General features: G+C 61.8%; 15 protein-coding genes. 10 read left to right on the top strand and 5 right to left on the bottom strand.

Features of this window, described 5'->3' with window-relative positions; translation table 11 throughout:
* Positions 1 to 12: 12 nt before the first annotated feature.
* Both aceE and BM269_RS29505 read right to left on the bottom strand, forming a co-directional pair.
* Positions 13 to 2,709 carry a pyruvate dehydrogenase (acetyl-transferring), homodimeric type gene (gene aceE, locus BM269_RS21625; RefSeq protein ID WP_090441886.1) on the bottom strand — a complete coding sequence of 899 codons (2,697 nt, stop codon included), beginning with the start codon at positions 2,707 to 2,709 and terminating at the stop codon, positions 13 to 15.
* A gap of 325 nt (positions 2,710 to 3,034) precedes the next feature.
* Positions 3,035 to 3,190 (bottom strand): hypothetical protein, encoded by a 156-nt coding sequence (locus BM269_RS29505; RefSeq protein ID WP_170860449.1) that lies wholly within the window; start codon positions 3,188 to 3,190, stop codon positions 3,035 to 3,037.
* 19 nt (positions 3,191 to 3,209) lie between these two features.
* Between BM269_RS29505 and BM269_RS21630 the strand changes: the two genes are divergently transcribed.
* Complete coding sequence (locus tag BM269_RS21630) at positions 3,210 to 4,034, top strand: DUF2071 domain-containing protein (RefSeq protein ID WP_090441889.1); 825 nt, start codon at positions 3,210 to 3,212, stop codon at positions 4,032 to 4,034.
* On the opposite strand, the gene BM269_RS21635 is transcribed toward BM269_RS21630, so the two are convergent.
* The gene (locus BM269_RS21635; RefSeq protein ID WP_090441892.1) at positions 4,000 to 4,767 is read right to left on the bottom strand and encodes an AAA family ATPase; all 768 of its coding nucleotides are present in this window, start codon (positions 4,765 to 4,767) and stop codon (positions 4,000 to 4,002) included. The genes BM269_RS21630 and BM269_RS21635 overlap by 35 nt on opposite strands.
* A gap of 89 nt (positions 4,768 to 4,856) precedes the next feature.
* Here BM269_RS21635 and folD point away from each other — a divergent pair, with 89 nt between their 5' ends.
* The 7 genes from folD (at position 4,857) to BM269_RS21670 (ending at position 11,727) form a co-directional block, all read left to right on the top strand.
* The gene (folD, locus tag BM269_RS21640) at positions 4,857 to 5,702 is read left to right on the top strand and encodes a bifunctional methylenetetrahydrofolate dehydrogenase/methenyltetrahydrofolate cyclohydrolase FolD (RefSeq protein ID WP_090441895.1); all 846 of its coding nucleotides are present in this window, start codon (positions 4,857 to 4,859) and stop codon (positions 5,700 to 5,702) included.
* A gap of 77 nt (positions 5,703 to 5,779) precedes the next feature.
* Positions 5,780 to 7,852, top strand: coding sequence for a M3 family metallopeptidase (locus BM269_RS21645; RefSeq protein WP_090441898.1), 2,073 nt, complete (start codon positions 5,780 to 5,782; stop codon positions 7,850 to 7,852).
* 16 nt (positions 7,853 to 7,868) lie between these two features.
* Positions 7,869 to 8,501: a glutaredoxin family protein gene (locus BM269_RS21650; RefSeq protein ID WP_090441901.1), complete on the top strand. Its 633-nt coding sequence runs from the start codon at positions 7,869 to 7,871 to the stop codon at positions 8,499 to 8,501.
* 17 nt (positions 8,502 to 8,518) lie between these two features.
* Positions 8,519 to 8,941 carry a DNA polymerase III subunit chi gene (locus BM269_RS21655; protein ID WP_090441904.1) on the top strand — a complete coding sequence of 141 codons (423 nt, stop codon included), beginning with the start codon at positions 8,519 to 8,521 and terminating at the stop codon, positions 8,939 to 8,941.
* Positions 8,942 to 8,944: 3 nt separating this feature from the next.
* The gene (locus tag BM269_RS21660) at positions 8,945 to 9,307 is read left to right on the top strand and encodes a hypothetical protein (RefSeq protein WP_090441907.1); all 363 of its coding nucleotides are present in this window, start codon (positions 8,945 to 8,947) and stop codon (positions 9,305 to 9,307) included.
* A gap of 71 nt (positions 9,308 to 9,378) precedes the next feature.
* Complete coding sequence (locus tag BM269_RS21665; protein ID WP_090441910.1) at positions 9,379 to 10,521, top strand: branched-chain amino acid ABC transporter substrate-binding protein; 1,143 nt, start codon at positions 9,379 to 9,381, stop codon at positions 10,519 to 10,521.
* 78 nt (positions 10,522 to 10,599) lie between these two features.
* A complete protein-coding gene (locus tag BM269_RS21670; RefSeq protein WP_090441913.1) occupies positions 10,600 to 11,727 on the top strand; it encodes a branched-chain amino acid ABC transporter substrate-binding protein in 1,128 nt (375 codons plus the stop codon).
* A gap of 43 nt (positions 11,728 to 11,770) precedes the next feature.
* Here BM269_RS21670 and BM269_RS21675 read toward each other — a convergent pair whose 3' ends face one another.
* Positions 11,771 to 12,082 (bottom strand): c-type cytochrome, encoded by a 312-nt coding sequence (locus BM269_RS21675; protein WP_090441918.1) that lies wholly within the window; start codon positions 12,080 to 12,082, stop codon positions 11,771 to 11,773.
* Positions 12,083 to 12,193: 111 nt separating this feature from the next.
* Between BM269_RS21675 and BM269_RS21680 the strand changes: the two genes are divergently transcribed.
* Positions 12,194 to 12,427 carry a TIGR04438 family Trp-rich protein gene (locus BM269_RS21680; RefSeq protein WP_090441921.1) on the top strand — a complete coding sequence of 78 codons (234 nt, stop codon included), beginning with the start codon at positions 12,194 to 12,196 and terminating at the stop codon, positions 12,425 to 12,427.
* Here the strand turns inward: BM269_RS21680 and BM269_RS21685 are convergent.
* Positions 12,390 to 13,190, bottom strand: a complete 801-nt coding sequence (locus BM269_RS21685; protein WP_090441924.1) for an MBL fold metallo-hydrolase — start codon at positions 13,188 to 13,190, stop codon at positions 12,390 to 12,392. The two genes, BM269_RS21680 and BM269_RS21685, sit on opposite strands and share 38 nt — an antisense overlap.
* Before the next feature lie 70 nt (positions 13,191 to 13,260).
* On the opposite strand from BM269_RS21685, the gene BM269_RS21690 reads away from it, so the two are divergent.
* Positions 13,261 to 14,217 carry a GlxA family transcriptional regulator gene (locus BM269_RS21690; protein ID WP_090441927.1) on the top strand — a complete coding sequence of 319 codons (957 nt, stop codon included), beginning with the start codon at positions 13,261 to 13,263 and terminating at the stop codon, positions 14,215 to 14,217.
* The last annotated feature ends 141 nt before the right edge of the window (positions 14,218 to 14,358 follow it).

Genomic DNA, 14,358 nt, shown 5'->3' on the forward strand with positions numbered 1-14,358 from the left:
TCCGTCTTCTATTTATTGGGTCACCGGATTTGGCTTGTTCGGGTTGATGCCGTACTTCTTGATGGCGTCTTCCACCACCGACATCGCGATCTTGCCTTCGTCCGCCAGGGCACGCAGGGATGCGACGGTGATGTAGTAGCGGTTCACCTCGAAGAACTCGCGCAGCTTGGCGCGGCTGTCCGAACGGCCAAAGCCATCGGTGCCCAACACCTTGTAGGTGCGGCCTTCCGGCATGTATGGACGGATCTGCTCAGCGAATGCACGCATGTAGTCGGTGGTTGCAACGATCGGGCCGGTGCTGTCCTTCAGCAGGCCGGTCACGTACGGCACGCGCTGCTCTTTGGTCGGATTGACCATGTTCCAGCGCTCGCAGTCCTGGCCATCGCGAGCGACCAGGGTCAGCGAAGGAGCGGACCAGACGTCGGCAGCGATATTCCAGTCGTTCTTCAGCAATTCAGCGGCGAAGATCGATTCGCGCAGGATGGTGCCGGAGCCGACCAGTTGCACGCGCTGCTTGGCGGACTTGTCGCCCTCTTGCAGCAGGTACATGCCCTTCAGGATGCCCTCTTCCTGGCCGGCCTTCAGGCCTGGGTGGGCATAGTTCTCGTTCATGATGGTGATGTAGTAGAACACGTCTTCCTGTTCACCCACCATGCGGCGCAGGCCGTCCTGGATGATCACCGCCAGTTCGTGGCCGAAGGTCGGGTCGTACGGCACGCAGTTCGGGATGGTCGCCGCGACGATATGGCTGTGGCCATCTTCGTGCTGCAGGCCTTCGCCGTTCAGCGTGGTGCGGCCGGCGGTACCCGCCATCAGGAAGCCGCGTGCGCGCATATCGCCCGCTGCCCATGCCAGGTCGCCAACGCGCTGCAGGCCGAACATCGAGTAATAGGTGAAGAACGGGATCATCACGCGGTTGTTGCTCGAATACGAGGTCGCCGCGGCGATCCAGGAGCTCATGCCGCCTGCTTCGTTGATGCCTTCCTGCAGGATCTGGCCGGCCTTGTCTTCGCGGTAGTACATCACCTGGTCCTTGTCGACCGGCTCGTATAACTGGCCTTGCTGGTTGAAGATGCCGATCTGGCGGAACAGGCCTTCCATACCGAAGGTACGGGACTCGTCAACCAGGATAGGCACCACGCGCTGGCCCAGGGACTGGTCGCGCAGCAGGGCGGTGATGATACGCACGTAAGCCTGGGTGGTCGAAATTTCGCGGCCTTCCGGGGTCGGGTCGGTCACGGCCTTGAAGGCATCCAGGCCCGGCACCACCAGCTGCTCGTCGGCCTTGGTGCGGCGCGACGGCAGGTAGCCGCCCAGCGCCTTGCGGCGTTCGTGCAGGTACTTCATTTCAGGCGCGTCATCGGACGGCTTGAAGAATGGGATGTCTTTCAGTTGATCGTCCGGGATCGGGATGTTGAAGCGGTCGCGCATTTCGCGGATTGCCTCGTCGTCAAGCTTCTTGGTCTGGTGAGCGGTGTTGCGCGCTTCGCCGGACTTGCCCATGCCGAAGCCCTTGACGGTCTTCACCAGCAGCACGGTTGGCTTGCCGACCGATTCGTTGGCCTGCTTGAAGGCGGCGTAGATCTTGTGCGGGTCGTGGCCGCCGCGGGTCAGGCGCCAGATGTCGTCGTCGGACATGTTGGCGACCATTTCCAGCAGCTTCGGATGCTTGCCGAAGAAGTGCTTGCGCACGTAGGCGCCGTCCTTGGCCTTGTAGTTCTGGTATTCGCCGTCGACGGTTTCCATCATCACCTTTTGCAGGATGCCGTCCTTGTCCTGTGCCAGCAGGTTGTCCCAACCCGGGCCCCAGATGACCTTGATGACGTTCCAGCCGGCGCCGCGGAAGTCCGCTTCCAGCTCCTGGATGATCTTGCCGTTGCCGCGCACCGGGCCGTCCAGGCGCTGCAGGTTGCAGTTGACCACGATGTTCAGGTTGTCCAGCTGTTCGCGGGCAGCCATGCCGATCGCGCCCATCGATTCCGGTTCGTCCATCTCGCCGTCGCCGCAGAAGGCCCAGACTTTACGGCCTTCGGTATTGGCGATGCCGCGCGCGTGCAGGTACTTCAGGAAGCGCGCCTGGTAGATCGCCATCAGCGGGCCCAGGCCCATCGACACGGTAGGGAATTGCCAGAATTCCGGCATCAGTTTCGGGTGCGGATAGGAGGACAGGCCTTTGCCGTCCACTTCCTTGCGGAAGTTCAGCAGTTGTTCTTCGCTCAGGCGGCCTTCCAGGAAGGCGCGCGCGTAGACGCCAGGGGACGAGTGGCCCTGGATGTACAGCAGGTCGCCGCCGTGCTCTGCGCTCTCGGCTTTCCAGAAGTGGTTAAAGCCGATGCCCAGCATGTTCGCCAACGAGGCGAACGAGGACAGGTGGCCGCCCAGGTCGCCGTCGGCGCGGTTGGCCTTGACCACCATCGCCATCGCGTTCCAGCGCATCCACGAGCGCAGGCGCTCTTCATATTCCAGGTTGCCTGGACAGTGGACTTCTTTGTGGGCGGGGATGGTGTTGACGTAGGCGGTGTTGGCGGAGAACGGAATGTCGGCGCCGCGGCGGCGGGCCAGGTCGACCAGTCGCTCCATCAGGTAGTGGGCACGTTCAGGGCCTTCGTTTTCCAGGACGGCTTCCAACGCCTCCAGCCATTCTTTGGTTTCCTGTGCATCAGGATCGTTGGCCGTTTGTGCCGTGACCTGGTCAAGTTGAGCTGACATGTAACTAGTCTCCTATCGATTGAAGGCGCCCCACCCTTTATGTCTCCGGACGGTGCAGGTGATTATTTACTAAGACTTTGGCTAAGTGTGAAGGATTCTAACAGTGAATCCTTGCTTTTTCAAATTGCGGAAATTGATTTCATATTGTGAAACGCACTACAGGATTTTCACTTCGGGCAGAGGCCGTAGCGCGGGTGGAAGGGAGGATACTGTCCTCGACCGCGGGCTGCGGGAAGGCTTGCTGTTGCAAATCGTATTCCTGGAAGACCTCGTTCACGCCACGCGAGCTCCAGCTTGCGCATGCGCTCCTGGTTTTTACTGTCGATCAGGGCGATGCGCCAGCTTTGCAGGCCGTCACGTTGATCAGCTTTCCATCCTTGAGCGCTTCAAGCAGGATGACGGCATCCACCGCCCAGGCCTCGAACGTCACGCATGCAAGCAGCAGCGCGGACAGGCGAGAGATTGTCCCCTTTATCTTCATTCGCCTATCATGTCGCGATATGACTAACCATTACGTTCACCCGGCGCCCAGCCTTCCCGGCCGCTTGCTCGCCCGCCTCGCGAACTCGCGCCGCATCGCCGTCGCCCGCCGCGCGGTGTTTTCCCGCCTGCCGTTCCTGACGCTTGAAAGCGATGTGCGCGACGTGGTCTACCTGACCTGGATGATGGATGCGGCAGCCGCGCAGGCCATGGTGCCGGCAGGGGTGCGCTTATGGCAGCGCAATGGCCTGGCGCCGTTCAGCGTCCTGACCTATCGCCACGGGCATTTTGGCCCGGCGCTGGCAGGGCCGGCGCGCCGGCTGCTGCCTTCGCCTTTGCAGAGCAACTGGCGCTTCTATCTCGAAGAGCCGGGCAAGGTGTACTTCGTGCGGAATGTCATGGACAGCCCGCTGCACGCGCTGGGCACGAGGATGTTCAGCGATATCCTGCCGACGCATTTGCCGGCGCGCTTCGAGCACGGCCGCAATGGCGACCAATACGCCACCAGCATCGAACCTGGAGCCGGCAGTGCGCCGCTGCTGGAGGCCCGTATGCGCGTCTCCGCGCTGCGCCACCTGCCAGCGAACTTGGCCGGCGTCTTCGCCAATTGGGACGAGGCGGTCAGCTTCCTCGCATGCCAGCACACAGCCATCATCGAGGTTCCGGGCTTGGGCCGCATGGCCGAATCGGAAATCAGCCTGCCGATTCCACTCGGCGAAGTACTGCCGCTGGAGGCGGAATCGGTGCACTGCCCGATGGCTGGCGCCGATGCCGGCACGCCGTTCTGTTTCGCTGTGCCGCGTGTGCGGTTCAAGGTTCTTTCGGAGTCTCTAGCAGCATCTTGAGCGCCCCGCGCGGGTTGGCCATGAAGTCGTGCATGACTTCATAGTGCTCGGTGTCTTCGTAGGCGCGCTGGCGGATGCCGTCCGGCGTGCAGACGAAGATGCTGGCTTCCGGATAGGCCATCAGGATCGGCGAATGGGTCGCGATCACGAATTGCGAGCCTTCCTGTACCAACTCGTGAATGCGCTTCAAGGCGCGCAACTGGCGTTGCGGCGACAGCGCAGCTTCGGGTTCATCGAGGATGTACAGACCTTTGCCGCCGAAGCGTTTCTCCAGCAGGGCAAGAAAGGATTCACCATGCGACTGCTCATGCAGTGAGCGGCATCCGTAGGAGTTAATGATGGGGGGCGAATTGATCGGCGAATCATCTTCATCCAGACGTTCGATTTCCGTGGCTAGGCTAAAGTAGCTTTCCGCACGCAGGAAATATCCATCGCGCGGCTTGCGCACACCACGTGCAAGCCGGAGGTACTCATGCAGGCAAGAATGCGAGGCGCGGGTGTTGAAATTAAAATTCTTGCTGCCGCCTTCCGCGTTGAAGCCCAGCGCAACGGCAAGGCCTTCCAGCAAAGTCGACTTGCCGGAGCCGTTTTCGCCGACGATAAAGGTCACCGCCGGGTCGAATTCAAGCCGGCCAAGATGACGCACGGCGGGCAGGCAGAACGGATAAGCCGAGAAATCAGGCGTCTTGTCAGGACGCAGCTGGGCATCGATCAGGAACTGGTAAGAGATCATTTGTTAGCAAGCTTACAATCATGTGCAGTGCAGCACAAGGCCGCCACCCTTTATAATGGCGACTTTCCATTCCACCAATCCAAGCAACCATGTCTGCACAACTGATCGACGGAGTAGCGCTCTCCCAAAAACTGCGCGCCGAAATCGCGTCCCGCGCCGCCGCCCTGACCGCCAAGGGCAAGCAGCCTGGCCTGGCCGTGATCCTGGTCGGCGACGACCCGGCCAGCCACGTCTACGTGCGCAACAAGGTCAAGGCATGCGAAGACGCCGGCATCCGTTCCGTGAAAGAGCAGTACGCCGCAGACATGACCGAGCAAGCCCTGCTCGAGCGCATCGCCACCCTGAATGCCGACCCAAGCATCCACGGCATCTTGGTGCAGATGCCGCTGCCGAAGCACATCGACCCGCACAAGGTGATCGAAGCCATCGCCACCACCAAGGACGTGGACGGCTACTCGGTGCTGAGCGCCGGCGAACTGATGACCGGCCTGGAAGGCTTCCTGCCGTGCACCCCTTACGGCTGCATGAAGCTGATCGAATCGACCGGCGTGAGCCTGAAGGGCAAGCACGCTGTCGTGATCGGCCGCTCCAACACCGTCGGCAAGCCAATGGGCCTGCTGCTCTTGCAAGCCAATGCAACCGTCACCATCTGCCATAGCGGAACATCGGACCTGGGCTACCACACCCGCCAGGCGGATATCGTGGTGGCCGCAACGGGCCGCCGCCATACCCTGACTGCTGATATGGTGAAGCCGGGCGCCATCGTGATCGATGTGGGCATCAACCGCGACGAGAACGGCAAGCTGTGCGGCGACGTGGATTTTGCTGGCATCAAGGAAGTGGCCTCGCATATCACGCCGGTGCCCGGTGGCGTAGGCCCGATGACGATCACCATGCTGCTGATGAATACTATTGAGTCGGCGGAACGCGTTTAAAACCGGTAAACCGGTGTCAGACCCACCGGGTCTGACACCTTCGGCACGCGGCCGCCGCGTCTTTTGAGGAGTTAAGAATGACCGACAATCCCCTGCTGGACTTTAGCGGCTTGCCGCGCTTCGATGCGATCAAGCCCGAACACGTCACTCCCGCAATCGAGCACCTGCTGGAAAAAAATCGCGCCGCGGTGGCGCAACTTGAAGCGCCAAGCGACAACGTGAGCTGGGATACCTTCGTCACCCCGCTGGAAAATTCCACCGAGCTGCTGGGCCGCGCCTGGGGCATCGTCAGTCACCTGAACAACGTGGTGGACACGCCCGAGCTGCGCGCCACCTACAACGAGAACCTGCCGAAAGTGACCGAATTCTGGACCGCCCTGGCCCAGAACGAGGCGCTGTTCGCCAAATACAAGGCGCTGCGCGCCAGCGCCGAATTCGCCACCCTGTCGCCGGCGCGCCAGCGCATCATCGACAACGCGATCCGCGATTTCCGCATGGGCGGCGCCGAGCTGCCGGCCGACAAGAAGGAACGCTTCGCCGCGATCCAGGAAGAACACGCCGCCACCAGCACCCGCTTCAGCGAAAACGTGCTGGACGCCACCAACGACTGGAAAATGCTGGTTGAAGACGAAGCCGAGCTGCGTGGCCTGCCCGATGATTCCAAGGCTGCCGCCAAGGCGCTGGCCGAGCGGGACGGCAAGCAGGGCTGGGCCTTCACCCTGCACTTCCCTTCCTATTACCCGATCCTGCAGTTCTGCGACAACCGCGCCCTGCGCGAAAAGGTCTACCGCGCCAACGCCACCAAGGCCTCCGAGCTGGGCGAGGCGTTCAGCAAGCGCGAGGACTGGGACAACACCGGCAATATCGCCACCTTGCTGAAACTGCGCGCGGAGGAAGCAGGCCTGCTGGGCTACCAGAACTTCGCCGAAGTCTCGCTGGTGCCGAAAATGGCCAAGTCGCCGGAACAGGTGATCGAATTCCTGGAAGACCTGGCCAAGCGCGCCCGCCCGTTCGCCGAGAATGACCTGGCCGAACTGCAGGCCTACGCCAGCAAGGAACTGGGTATCGGCGACCTGCAATCGTGGGACCTGCCCTACGCTTCGGAAAAGCTGCAGCAGCACCTGTACTCCTTCTCGGCGCAGGAAGTGAAGCAGTACTTCCCCGAACATAAGGTGATCGACGGCCTGTTCAAGCTGGTGCAAACCCTGTTCGGCGTATCCATCAAGCCGGACAGCGCCCCGGTCTGGCACAAGGACGTGCGCTTCTACAGCATCGAACGCGACGGCGTGCTGGTGGGCCAGTTCTACCTCGACCTGTATGCCCGTGAAGGCAAGAGCGGCGGCGCCTGGATGGACGACGCGCGCGGCCGCCGCCTGAAAAACGGCGAGCTGCAAACCCCGGTCGCCTACCTGACCTGCAACTTCACCGAACCGCTGGTGGTGGACGGCGTGCCGCAACCATCGCTGTTCACCCACGATGAAGTGATCACCCTGTTCCACGAATTCGGCCACGGCCTGCACCACATGCTGACCCAGGTCGAGGAACTGGCGGTATCCGGCATTTCCGGCGTCGAATGGGATGCGGTCGAACTGCCGTCCCAGTTCATGGAAAACTTCTGCTGGGAGTGGGATGTGCTGAGCCACATGAGCGCCCACGTGAAGAGCGGCCTGCCGCTGCCGCGCGCCCTGTACGACCGCATGCTGGCGGCGAAGAACTTCCAATCCGGCCTGCAGACCCTGCGCCAGGTCGAGTTCGCCCTGCTCGACATGCTGCTGCATTACGATTTCCAGCCGTCCGGCGCCAAATCGGTGCAAGACCTGATCGACCAGGTACGCCGCAAATTCGCCGTTATCATCCCGCCAAGTTTCAACCGTTTCCAACATTCCTTCGGCCATATCTTTGCCGGAGGCTACGCGGCGGGATACTATAGCTATAAGTGGGCGGAAGTACTGTCTGCCGACGCCTACGCTGCCTTCGAGGAAGCGGCGGCGCTGGACGGCGGTAAACTGTCCACCGATACTGGTAAACGCTTCCAGCAAGAGATCCTGGCCGTCGGCGGCTCGCGCCCGGCCCTGGAATCGTTTACTGCTTTCCGCGGCCGTGAGCCGACCATCGACGCCCTGCTGCGCCACAGCGGCATGGCGGCATAAAGGAGATTGAGATTCAATGAAACGCGCTGCCCTGCTTTTGCTGCTGCTGACTGCCAGCGCGGCGCACGCCCAGATGTACAAGTGGAAGGACGAAAAAGGCGTCACCCACTTTACGGAGACGCCGCCGCCCACCACCGCCAAGAAGGCTGAGGTGAAAAATTACAACACTGCCGGTGCCGGCGGTGTTGCCTTGCCATCTGAACTGGCGGAAGTTGTGCGTGCCCGCCCGGTGGTGCTGTACACTACCGCCAACTGCGGCGCCGGCTGCAATATGGCCCGCACCCTGCTGGCCACACGCGGCATTCCTTACCGCGAAAAGACTGTTTCCACCGCCGAAGACCAAGAGGTCATGAAAAAGGCCGGCAGCGACGGCCAGGTGCCGTTCCTGCTGATCGGGCGTTCGCGCCAGATCGGTTTCGAACAGGCCACATGGGACAACGCACTGACTGAAGCGGGCTACCCAACCGTGAAGATGCTGCCGCCGGGGTATTCGAACCCGCCGCCGACATCGGCCGCCCCGCCACGCGGCCCAAGCGCCGAGGATGTCGCCAACGCCAAGGCGGAGGCCGACCGCGCCGCAGCCGCCGCGGAAAAGGCGCGCCGTGAGCGCGATACGCCGCAAAACGCATCGTCGAACTTCCGCTTCTAAGACGTCCCGAAGAAATAATGACGCAGATTGATTTCCACAGCGGCGTGCCGGACAAGGTTGCCTACGCCTGCCGCCTGCTGCGTAAAGCCTACGCCAGCACGCCCCGCATCGTCGTGATGACCGAAGATGCGGCGCAACTGGCGCAGCTGGACAAGGCCCTGTGGGCCTTCTCCGCCACCGACTTCCTGCCGCACGCCCACGCCAACGATCCCTTGGCGCCGGATTGCGCCATCGTGCTGGCCGATAGCGACACCACCGAACTGCCGGAAGCGGGCTTGCTGGTCAACCTGGCACGCCGCGCGCCGGCCCAGTTCGAGGCTTTTCCGCGTTTGATCGAAGTCATTTCTTCCGACCAGGAAGATGCAGCGGCGGGCCGCCTGCGCTATGCTGCCTACAAGCGCCAGGACTTCCCGCTCAAACACCTCACCGTAGGCAAGTAGTTTATGAACCAGCCTTTTGACGCCAGCATCCCGGTCCTGACCGAAATCATGAAGGACGAGCTGCCGGCACCTGTCGCTGCGCCTGCAACGGCCGTCCGCGCGCCCCGCATCGGGGAAGACACCCTGGATTGGGCGGCGTTGGAGCGGCGGGTTTCCGAACAGGTGCTGCAACAGTTGTCCAACCGCGTCGATTTCGTGCTGGAGCAGCGCATCAAGGACAGCATGGCAGAAATACTGGACCATGCGCTGCACGCCCTGACGGCCGACATCCGCGACGGCCTGCACGACACCATCGGCAAGATTGTCGCCCGCGCGGTGCAGCAGGAAATCACACACCTGCAAGCCGGTTCGGGCCGCCAGAAATAATTCCCTCTTTGCCATTCGGGGTTTTTGCTGTATTTTCTCTGGCAAATCTGACTTTTTGACTGGAGCCCCCGATGCAGTTCAAGAACACATTCATTCCTGTCGCCATCGCCCTGGCATTTGCCGGTAGCGCCTACGCCCAGGACACCATCAAGATCGGCCACGTGGCCCCGGTTTCGGGTCCCAATTCCCACCTGGGCAAGGACATGGAAAACGGTGCCCGCATGGCCGTTGAAGACCTGACCGCCAAGGGCGTCAAGATCGGCGGTAAACCAGTCAAGTTCGTGGTCCAGTTCGAGGACGATGCGGGCGACCCGAAACAGGGCACTACCGCCGCGCAAAAGCTGGTGGACGCCAAGGTACAGGGCGTCATCGGCCACCTGAACTCCGGGACCACCATTCCGGCTTCCAAGATCTACTTTGACGCCGGCATCCCGCAGATTTCCCCTGCCGCCACTTCGCCTGTATACACCAAGCAGAAATTCAACACCGCCTTCCGCGTGGTCGCCAACGACAACAAGCTGGGCGGCACCCTCGGCGCTTACGCCGTGAAAAACCTGGGCGCCAAGAAGATCGCCGTGATCGACGACCGCACCGCTTATGGCCAGGGCGTGGCCGACGAATTCGTCAAGGGCGCCAAGAAAGCCCTGCCGGGCGTGCAGGTGGTTGGCAAGGAATTCACCAACGCCAATGCTACCGACTTCAACGCCATCCTGACCAACATCAAGTCCAAGAACCCTGACCTGGTGTTCTTCGGCGGCATGGACTCGGTCGGCGGCCCGCTGCTGCGCCAGATGAAAGCACTGGGCATCAACGCCAAATTCATGGGCGGGGACGGCGTCTGCACCGACGCCTTGTTCCGCCTGTCCGCCGGCGCTGCCGCCGACGGCGTGGTCACCTGCGCCGAAGCCGGCGGCGTGACCGCCGATATGCAGAAGAACATGGACGACTTCCGCGCCCGCTACAAGAAGAAGTACGGCCAGGAAGTGCAGTTGTACGCACCGTATGTGTACGACGCCATCATGACCATGGCCGACGCGATGGAAAAAGCCAATTCGTCCGAGCCCGCCAAATACCTGCCGGTGCTGGCCAAGATCAAGCACCAGGGCGTGACCGGCACCGTCGAATTCGACCAGTTCGGCGACATCAAGGACGGTGCGCTGACCCTGTTCACCTACAAGGGCGGCATCAAGACCAGGATGGAAGTAATCAAGTAATACGCGAGAATTATCGGGGGGGAGCCCGTGGGCCGCCAGCCAGCTTGGCGGCCCATTTTCGCTTCAGGAGAAAGTGCAATGCAAACCAAAACCATCATCGCCGCCATCGCGTTGGCCTTTGCCGGCGCCGCAAGCGCCCAGGAAGTGGTCAAGATCGGCTACGTCGGCCCGCTGTCCGGCCAGTCCGCCCATTTGGGCAAGGATAACCAGAGCGGCGTCCGCATGGCGGTGGAAGACTTGAACGCCAAGGGATTCAAGGTCAATGGCAAGGCGGTCAAGTTCGAGATGGTGTCGGAAGACGATGCCGGCGACCCTAAGCAAGGTACTTCGGCCGCGCAGAAACTGGTCGACGCCAAGGTACAGGGCGTGATCGGCCACCAGAATTCCGGCACCACCATCCCTGCTTCCAAGATCTACTACGATGCGGGGATTCCGCAGATTTCCGCATCGTCCACCAGCCCGGTGTACACCAACCAGGGCTTCAACACCACCTTTCGCGTGGTGGCGAACGACTTCAAACTGGGCAGCTCGCTGGGCAAGTACGCCACGCAGAAACTGGGCGCCAAGCGCATCGCTGTGATCGACGACCGCACCGCTTACGGCCAAGGCGTGGCCGCCGAATTCCTGAAGGAAGCCAAGAAAGGCGCCGGCGTGCAGATCGTGGACAAACAGTTCACCACCGACAAGTCGACCGACTTCAACGCCATCCTGACCTCGATCCGTGCCAAGAGCCCCGACCTGGTGTTCTTCGGCGGCATGGATTCGGTGGGCGGTCCTTTGCTGCGCCAGATGAAGGCGTTGGGCATCAAGGCCAAGCTGATGGGCGGCGACGGCATCTGCACCGAAGCGCTGCCGAAACTGTCGGGCGGCGCCGACGACATGGTGGTGTGCGCGGAAGCCGGCGGTGTGACGCCTGAGCAGGAGAAGAAGCTGGACGAATTCGCCGGCCGCTTCAAGAAGCGCTACGGCTACGACGTGCAGATTTACGCGCCGTACGCCTACGACGCAACGATGGCGATCGCCCACGCGATGGCCGATGCCAAGTCGACCGACCCGGCCAAATACCTGCCCTTCCTGAAGAAGGTCAAGCATGACGGCATCAGCGGCACCATCGCCTTCGACGCCAAAGGCGACATCAAGGACGGTGCCCTGACGCTGTTCGGCTACAAAGCCGACAAGAAGACACGCATCGAAGTCGTCAAGTAACAAAAAAGCCGGGCTAGCCCGGCTTTCTTACATCGAATTCAGGTCATTTCTGGGTCAGGACCCATTTCACCAGGGTCTTGGCTTCCGCCTCGCTCACCTGCGGGTTGGCTGGCATCGGGACCGCACCCCACACGCCGGAACCGCCCTTCATCACTTTCTGCGCCAGTTTGGCTTCGGCATCCTTCTGGCCTGCGTACTTGGCTGCGACATCCTTGAATGCCGGGCCAACCAGTTTGGTGGCCACCGCGTGGCAAGCCATGCAGTTCTTGGCCTTGGCCAGGTCAGCGTTTGCGAAAGCGGCCTGCGACGAGAAAGCCGCGGTGACCAGGAAACCAACCAACAGTGCACGTTTCATCTTCATCTCCAGGAAAAAAAACTGACACAATTCTACTCCACAACGCGCCCTGCGTATTATGGGTTGACCGTTAGCTGGATATTGCTATGATGGAATACTAAGGAGTTTTCCATGCCCATTATTTTATTGATAATCGCCCTCGTGGCACTGAAGTATTTTGAAGTCTGGAAGTTCGCTCAACTGTCGTGGTGGTGGATCACCGGCACGATGGGCGTTGCGTTCTTATGGTTCGAATTCCTCGAACCGATGCTGGGCCTCGACAAGCGCAAGGCCCACAACGTCGACGAACAACGCCGCAAAGACCGCGTCAAGAAGGCTTTCGAAGATCTCCAGAAGCGTAAGTAAGGGTTTGGCCATCGGCCGGCACGACGATCCGGCTGGCCAAACCTGCGCCTTGCGCATGCTCCTGTAGCGCTGCCCGTTGAACCGGGCAGTGGCTCAGGGCCTCAAGATGGTTCGCCACCACGATGCCCTGCGTGGCGCGGGCGAACTGCAGCACCTCCCCGATTCCCATGATGATCTCGTGGCCCAGGTCGAACCTGGCGCCGCCGGCCGGCACCACGCTGACGTCGGGCTGATGCCGCGCGAGGAAATCGAGCACGTCCTGCGTCAGGATGGTGTCGCCCGACAGGTACAGGCTGGGCTCACCGGGCATTTCGATGAAATAGCCTACGCCATGCTCCATCATCAGGCTGACCAGGCCCTTGCCATGGCGGCAATTCACGGTCCTGATGCGGCCATCCAGGAAAGGCTGCGGTTCGTGATGGTGCGGCGCCAGCGGCTGCACGTTCAGGCCGCGCTGCCGCAGGTGCGCCTCGTCATGCGGCGTGCAGATGACAGGAATCCGCCTGTCGCGCAGCCAGGCCTTGGCAGCCCGGTCCAGGTGGTCGAAATGGCCTTTCTGGCAATGCGTGACCAGGCAATGCGTGACGGTTTGCAAGATGGCGTCCGTCACGGGCGGCAGTTCAACGATCGGGTTGCGCGTCCTTTCGCCGAGCAGCTTGAGCGGCGGCAGCGCGCCCTTTGGCGCCAGCATGGGGTCCACCAGTATATTGTGCGGGCCGAAACCGATGACGGCCGTCGCGTTGCGGAGTTGAGTGATTTTCATGCCGAAATTGTGCGCCCGTGCGCCCCGCCCTACAATGGCATGATCTGACACATTCCATCCATTTCCAGCCATGCGCATCGGACTGCTGCTGTACCCCAATTGCCTGCCCGCCGGCCTGTTCGGCGCCATGGACTTGCTGCACGCGGCCAACCTGCGGGCGGGGAAGACGCTGTTTGAACCGGTCTTTGTCGCGGCCCGGGCGGGCAAGGTCGATTGCGCGCACGGCCAGCAACTGCACGCCGCCATGGCGCTTGGTGAAGCGGACGTGGCGGCCGTACTGGTGCCCGGTTTCTGGGGCCAGTCGCTGGGCCAGGCCGCGCGCACGCTGGACGCCAACGCAGGCCTCATCGCCGCTCTCGCCGCGCTGCCACGCCGCGTGCAGCTGTGGGCTTATTGCACCGGCGTATGCCTGGCGGCCGGCACCGGCCGGCTGGACCGGCAAGCGGCAACCATCACCTGGTGGCTGGCGGAATTCGCCGTGACGACCTTCCCCAACGTGCGCTGGCAATTCGAGCGCACGCTCGCGTTCAATGAACGCACCGCGAGCGCCTCGGGCGTCAACGGCTACCTGCCGATCATTCAGGCATTGATTGAAAGCCGGCTGGGCAAGGAGGCCTATCGTGAGTTGACCAGGCTGATGGTGCTGCCAAGGCCGGAGGAAAGTACCCACCTCGCCTTCCACATGCTCGACCTGATCGAGCAGCAGGACGGCATGCTGCGCAAGCTGCACCTGGCAGTGGAGCAGGTGGCCGCAAGCGAGGCGACGCTGGCGCATGTCGCAGCCCTCCTGCATACCACCGAGAGGACGCTGGCGCGCAAGGTACTGGCAGCAAGTGGAATGCCGGCCGCCGCCTACATCCGCCGCATCAAGCTGAAGCAAGTCAGCGAACGCTTGATCTACACCAAGGCATCCGCCACCGCCATCAGCATCGAGCTGGGATTCAGCAGCGACTCAGGCATGCGCCGCATGTTCAAGGAGCTGACCAACCTCACCCCAGCCCAATACCGCGTTAACTACAGCAGATGAAAGTCGGGGTCAGCTCTGGCAATCGGACATTTCAGTTTCATAAGAAGCCAGAGCTCGTATATTGAATCTGCACCTTTAGAAAAAGATATTAGGATTCTGAAGGCGGCGGGGCAAGGTCTCACCGAACAGAGTGGAAGCCAT

The organism is Duganella sp. CF458 (genome assembly GCF_900113115.1).
In the GTDB taxonomy this organism is placed as follows: Bacteria; Pseudomonadota; Gammaproteobacteria; order Burkholderiales; family Burkholderiaceae_D; genus Rugamonas.